3 protein-coding genes and 1 pseudogene are annotated in these 4,580 nt (G+C 63.4%); all 4 read left to right on the top strand.

The annotated features are described in order from the left end of the window. Window positions 1-80: 80 nt before the first annotated feature. Window positions 81-2,414, top strand: coding sequence for a PAS domain-containing sensor histidine kinase (locus tag VDP82_RS14270; protein WP_323015513.1), 2,334 nt, complete (start codon window positions 81-83; stop codon window positions 2,412-2,414). After that, window positions 2,414-3,796 carry a sigma-54 dependent transcriptional regulator gene (locus VDP82_RS14265; protein WP_323015512.1) on the top strand — a complete coding sequence of 461 codons (1,383 nt, stop codon included), beginning with the start codon at window positions 2,414-2,416 and terminating at the stop codon, window positions 3,794-3,796. The genes VDP82_RS14270 and VDP82_RS14265 overlap by 1 nt, the downstream gene beginning before the upstream one ends. 171 nt (window positions 3,797-3,967) lie before the next feature. Further along, a complete protein-coding gene (gene hfq / locus VDP82_RS14260) occupies window positions 3,968-4,219 on the top strand; it encodes an RNA chaperone Hfq (protein WP_323015511.1) in 252 nt (83 codons plus the stop codon). 7 nt (window positions 4,220-4,226) lie between these two features. After that, window positions 4,227-4,580 (top strand): annotated as a pseudogene (locus tag VDP82_RS14255) (GTPase HflX); the annotation flags it as partial.

Below are 4,580 nucleotides of genomic sequence, written 5' to 3'. Positions count from 1 at the left end.
GGCAACAATTCTCTTGAAGGGTCTGGCGAATTGGGTAAGGCTCTGTCGTTCGGGCAGAGATGGAGCGCCTTCCGGTATTCATGACTGATGTAGCGACGACGAATGAGGCCGCCCCGCGGGGCGTCGTCGGCGATGTGGCCAAGCCGGCCAGATCGCCGTTTGCGACCGGACGGGGCAACCGGCCGTTGCGCGTGCTCGGCTTTGTCATCGTGTCCGCCTCGGTGCTGCTGTCCTCGGTGTCGTTCCTGATCCTGTCGGGCACCACCAGCATCGAGCCGTCGACGACGGTGTGGACGATCATCTGGATCGTTACCGGCATCCTGGTGTTGCTGGTGATCGCGCTGGTGGTGACCGAGGCGGTGCTGCTTATCCAGGCGCGGATCAGAGGGCAGGCCGGCGCCGGATTGCAGATCCGCATGGTCACCATGTTCGCGCTGGTGGCGGCGATTCCGGCGGCGCTGGTGGCGGTGGTTGCTACCATCGCCCTTAATCAGGGGTTGGACCTGTGGTTCTCCGAGCGTATCCGCTCAATGGTGGAGAGCTCTCGCCTGGTGGCCCGCTCCTACATGCTCGAACATGCGCAGGTGCTGCGGGACGATGTGATCTGGGTGGCTTCGGAACTGGAACAGGCGCGCAACACCTATACCGAGGACCCGACGCGCTATCAGCGTATCCTGACGGCCCTGGCGGTGACGCGCTCGCTGCCCTTCACCTCGCTGGTCAATGCCGAGGGCGAAACGCTGATGCGGGCGCAGATCGCGGTGCAGGGCGCCTATCCGCGCCTGCCTGATGGCATTACCGAGGGGCTGGTGGACGGCATTCCCGAGCCCATCGCCCCCGGCCGGCTCAACCTGGTGGGCTCCGTCATCAAACTGCGCGGCTATGAGGATATGTTCCTGTTCGTCGCCCGGCCGGTGGAGGCCGAGGTGCTCGAATATATGCAGCTCACCGACGAGAACATCACCGAATACCGCCAATATGCCTCCAACCGCCTGGTGTTCCAGATCACCTTCGCCATCATGTATGTGGGCCTGGCCGTGGTGGTGCTGCTGGCGGCGCTGTGGATCGGCATCGCGCTGGCCAACCGCTTCGTCGACCCCATCCGCAACCTGATGATCGCCTCGAACCGCGTGAGCCGGGGCGATCTGGACGTGCAAGTGCCGGTGCAGGAGGGCAGGGGGGACTTCCGCGACCTCTCCAACGGCTTCAACCGCATGACCCAGCAGCTCAAGAGCCAGCGCGAGGCGCTGCTGACGGCCAATGAGATGAATGAAAAGCGCCGGCAGTTCACCGAGGCGGTGGTGGAAGGGGTGTCGGCGGGAATCATCGGGCTCGATCCCTTCGGTTCGGTGACGCTGGTTAATGCGCGCGCCTGTGAAATGCTGGGCCGCAGCGAAATCGACCTCATGGGCGAGCGCATCGAGACCGCCATGCCCGAACTGGCCCCGACGCTGGAACGGGCCAGCTCGGCAAGGCGGGGCCAGGTGCGCGACCAGATCCAGCTCGGCAATGAAACCGACCGCCGCATCTATCAGGTGCAGTTGACGCGGGAAGGCTCTATTACCGAATCCAAGGGCTACGTGCTGACCTTCGATGACATCACCGAACTGGAATCGGCGCAGCGCACCAGCGCCTGGGCCGACGTGGCCCGCCGCATCGCCCATGAGATCAAGAACCCGCTGACGCCTATCCAGCTCTCGGCCGAGCGCCTGCGCCGCCGTTATGGCTCCAAGCTGGAGGACGACCGCGAAGTCTTCGATAAATGCATCAATACCATCGTGCGCCAGGTGGGCGATATCGGGCGCATGGTCGACGAGTTCTCCGCCTTCGCCCGAATGCCCGAGGCGGCGCCGGAAATGGCCGATCTCTCCGATACGGTGCGCCAGGCGGTGTTCCTGGAAAGCGTGCGCCTACCCGAAATCACCATCCACACCATCCTGCCGGACGAGCCGATCCTAGCCTGGTTCGACAACCGCCTGATCTCGCAGACGCTAACAAACATCATCAAAAATGCCGTGGAGGCTTTTGAAGGTGTTGAATTATCTGTGGATTGGTTCCCAACAATTACCGTCGAAGCACAGCGGGAAGGCAACCATGCCCGCGTTGCGGTTTCGGACAATGGCAAGGGCTGGCCCAGAGAGGGGCGGCAGCGCCTGCTCGAGCCCTATATGACCACGCGCGAAAAGGGCACCGGGCTCGGGCTGGCCATCGTCGCGCGCATCATCGAGCAGCATGGCGGCATCGTCGAGCTGATCGATGCAGAGCCCGATGCATCCGGGCGCGTTGGCGCATGCGTGACCTTCACGCTGCAATTGCAGCCCCCGAGCAAGAATCTGGAAGCGGCCTCCCCCGAAGGGACTGACCCGGCCGCGCAACAGGAGGGGCCGTCGCAATCCATGACGGCTCATGAATAATGGCACTCGACATCCTCATCATTGACGACGAAGACGACATCCGCGACCTCATCGCGGGCATTCTGGAGGACGAGGGCTTTGAAGCCCGGCAGGCCCACGATGCCGATAGCGGGCTCAACGAGATCGCCCGAAGGCGGCCGAGCCTGGTGTTTCTCGACATCTGGATGCAGGGCTCGCGCCTTGACGGCCTGCAACTGCTCGACGTGTTCCAGAGCCAGCATCCCGACATGCCGGTGGTGATGATCTCGGGGCATGGCAATGTGGAAACCGCGGTTTCGGCCATTCGGCGCGGGGCCTACGACTATATCGAAAAGCCGTTCAAGATCGACCGCCTGCTGCATGTGACGCAGCGCGCCATGGAGGCGACACGCCTGCGCAACGAGGTGGCCGAGCTCAAGGAGCGGTCATCCTCGAAAAGCGTGGAGCTGGTGGGCAGTTCGGCGGCGCTGCAACAGGTGCGCGCCACCATAGAGAAATCGGCGCCGACCAACTCGCGTATCTTCATTTCCGGCCCCTCGGGCGCCGGCAAGGGGCTGGTGGCGCGACTCATCCACCAGCGCAGCCCGCGCGCCGATGCTCCGCTGGTCGAGATCAACGCCTCGCTCTACGCGCCCGAGGAAGTGCCGGTAGTGCTGTTCGGCCGGGAAAGCCGCGAAAAGAACGGTATTCCCAAGGTGGAAGTAGGGGCGCTGGAAAAGGCGCATGGCGGCACGCTCTATCTTTCGGAAGTGACGACGCTGCCGCCCCAGACGCAGGCTGCGCTGCTGCGCACGCTGGTGGAAAATCGCTTTACCCGCGTCGGGGGCACCCAGGCCGTGCCCATCGATGTGCGCATCATTTCGGCCAGTTCGCAGAATGTGGCGGCGCTGATCGAGGCGGGTGAGTTCCGCTCCGATCTCTTTCACCGCCTCTCCATCGTGCCGCTGCCGCTGACCCCGCTCAAGGAGCGTCGCGAGGACGTGCCGCCGCTGGTCAATGTGTTCATCGAGCAGGTCTGCCGCATGCACAATCTGCAAAGGCTGGCGGTGGGCGAGGACGCCATTGCGGTGTTGCAGGCGCAGGAATGGCCCGGCAATGCGCGCCAGTTGCGCAATTCCATCGAGCGCCTGCTGATCCTGATGAAGGACCAGCAGCCCGAGGATGGCCTCATCACCGCCGCCATGCTGCCTTCCGACATCGGCGAGGTTCTCCCTACCGTGGGCGACACCGACGCTTCGGCACATCTGATGAGCCTGCCGCTGCGCGACGCGCGCGAAGTCTTCGAGCGGCAATATCTGCTCGCGCAGATCGAGCGTTTCGGCGGCAATATCTCGAAAACGGCCGAATTCGTCGGCATGGAACGCAGCGCGCTCCATCGCAAGATCAAGTCGCTGGGGCTGTGAAAATTCTCTTGTGCGGGGAGCCGCTTGCCATAGGCACGAAAAGTAATCTGTGCCATACTGCTTAATGTAAAATGAAGCCGTGCCGGCAGTGGACCGGCTCGCGGTTCGTTTCCTTACCGGCAGGAAACGCAACGACAACAGCGGCGGACAAAGCCGCGAAAAGAGGCCTGAATGCCCAGCGAAAAGCAACAAAATCTCCAGGATTCCTTCCTCAATCACGTCCGCAAGCAGAAGGTGCCGGTCACTATTTTCCTGGTGAACGGGGTCAAGCTGCAAGGCGTCATCACCTGGTTCGACAATTTCTGCCTGTTGTTGCGGCGGGACGCGCAGTCGCAACTGGTCTATAAGCACGCCATTTCGACCATCATGCCGGGCGCGCCGATCCAATTGTTCGATCCCGAGCAGAACAACGATAGCGACTGACCGCCATATGAGCGAAGATGACGGCGAAGCGGCCATCCCCACGGGTGGCCCGACGGCGTTCATAGACCAGCGCGCCCAGCCGGCGCGCGCCGCCGTCATCGTGCCCGATGTGCGGGGGCAGCACTCGCTGCATTCCATCGAGGCGCGCAAGGCCGAATTCGACGGGCTGGCCGGCTCGATCGGGCTCGACATCGTTTTTTCCGAAGTGGTGCGGGTGCGCGAGGTCAAGCCGGCGACCTTTATCGGGGGCGGTCATGTCGAGACGCTGGCGGCGCGCGTCAAGGCCGAGGATATCGACCTGCTGCTGGTGGATGCGGCGCTGAGCGCCATCCAGCAGCGCAATCTGGAGCGGGAACCCGGC

Source organism: Devosia sp., from assembly GCF_034675085.1.
Taxonomy (GTDB): Bacteria; Pseudomonadota; Alphaproteobacteria; order Rhizobiales; family Devosiaceae; genus Devosia.
This window is presented reverse-complemented; position numbering and strand designations above follow the sequence as displayed.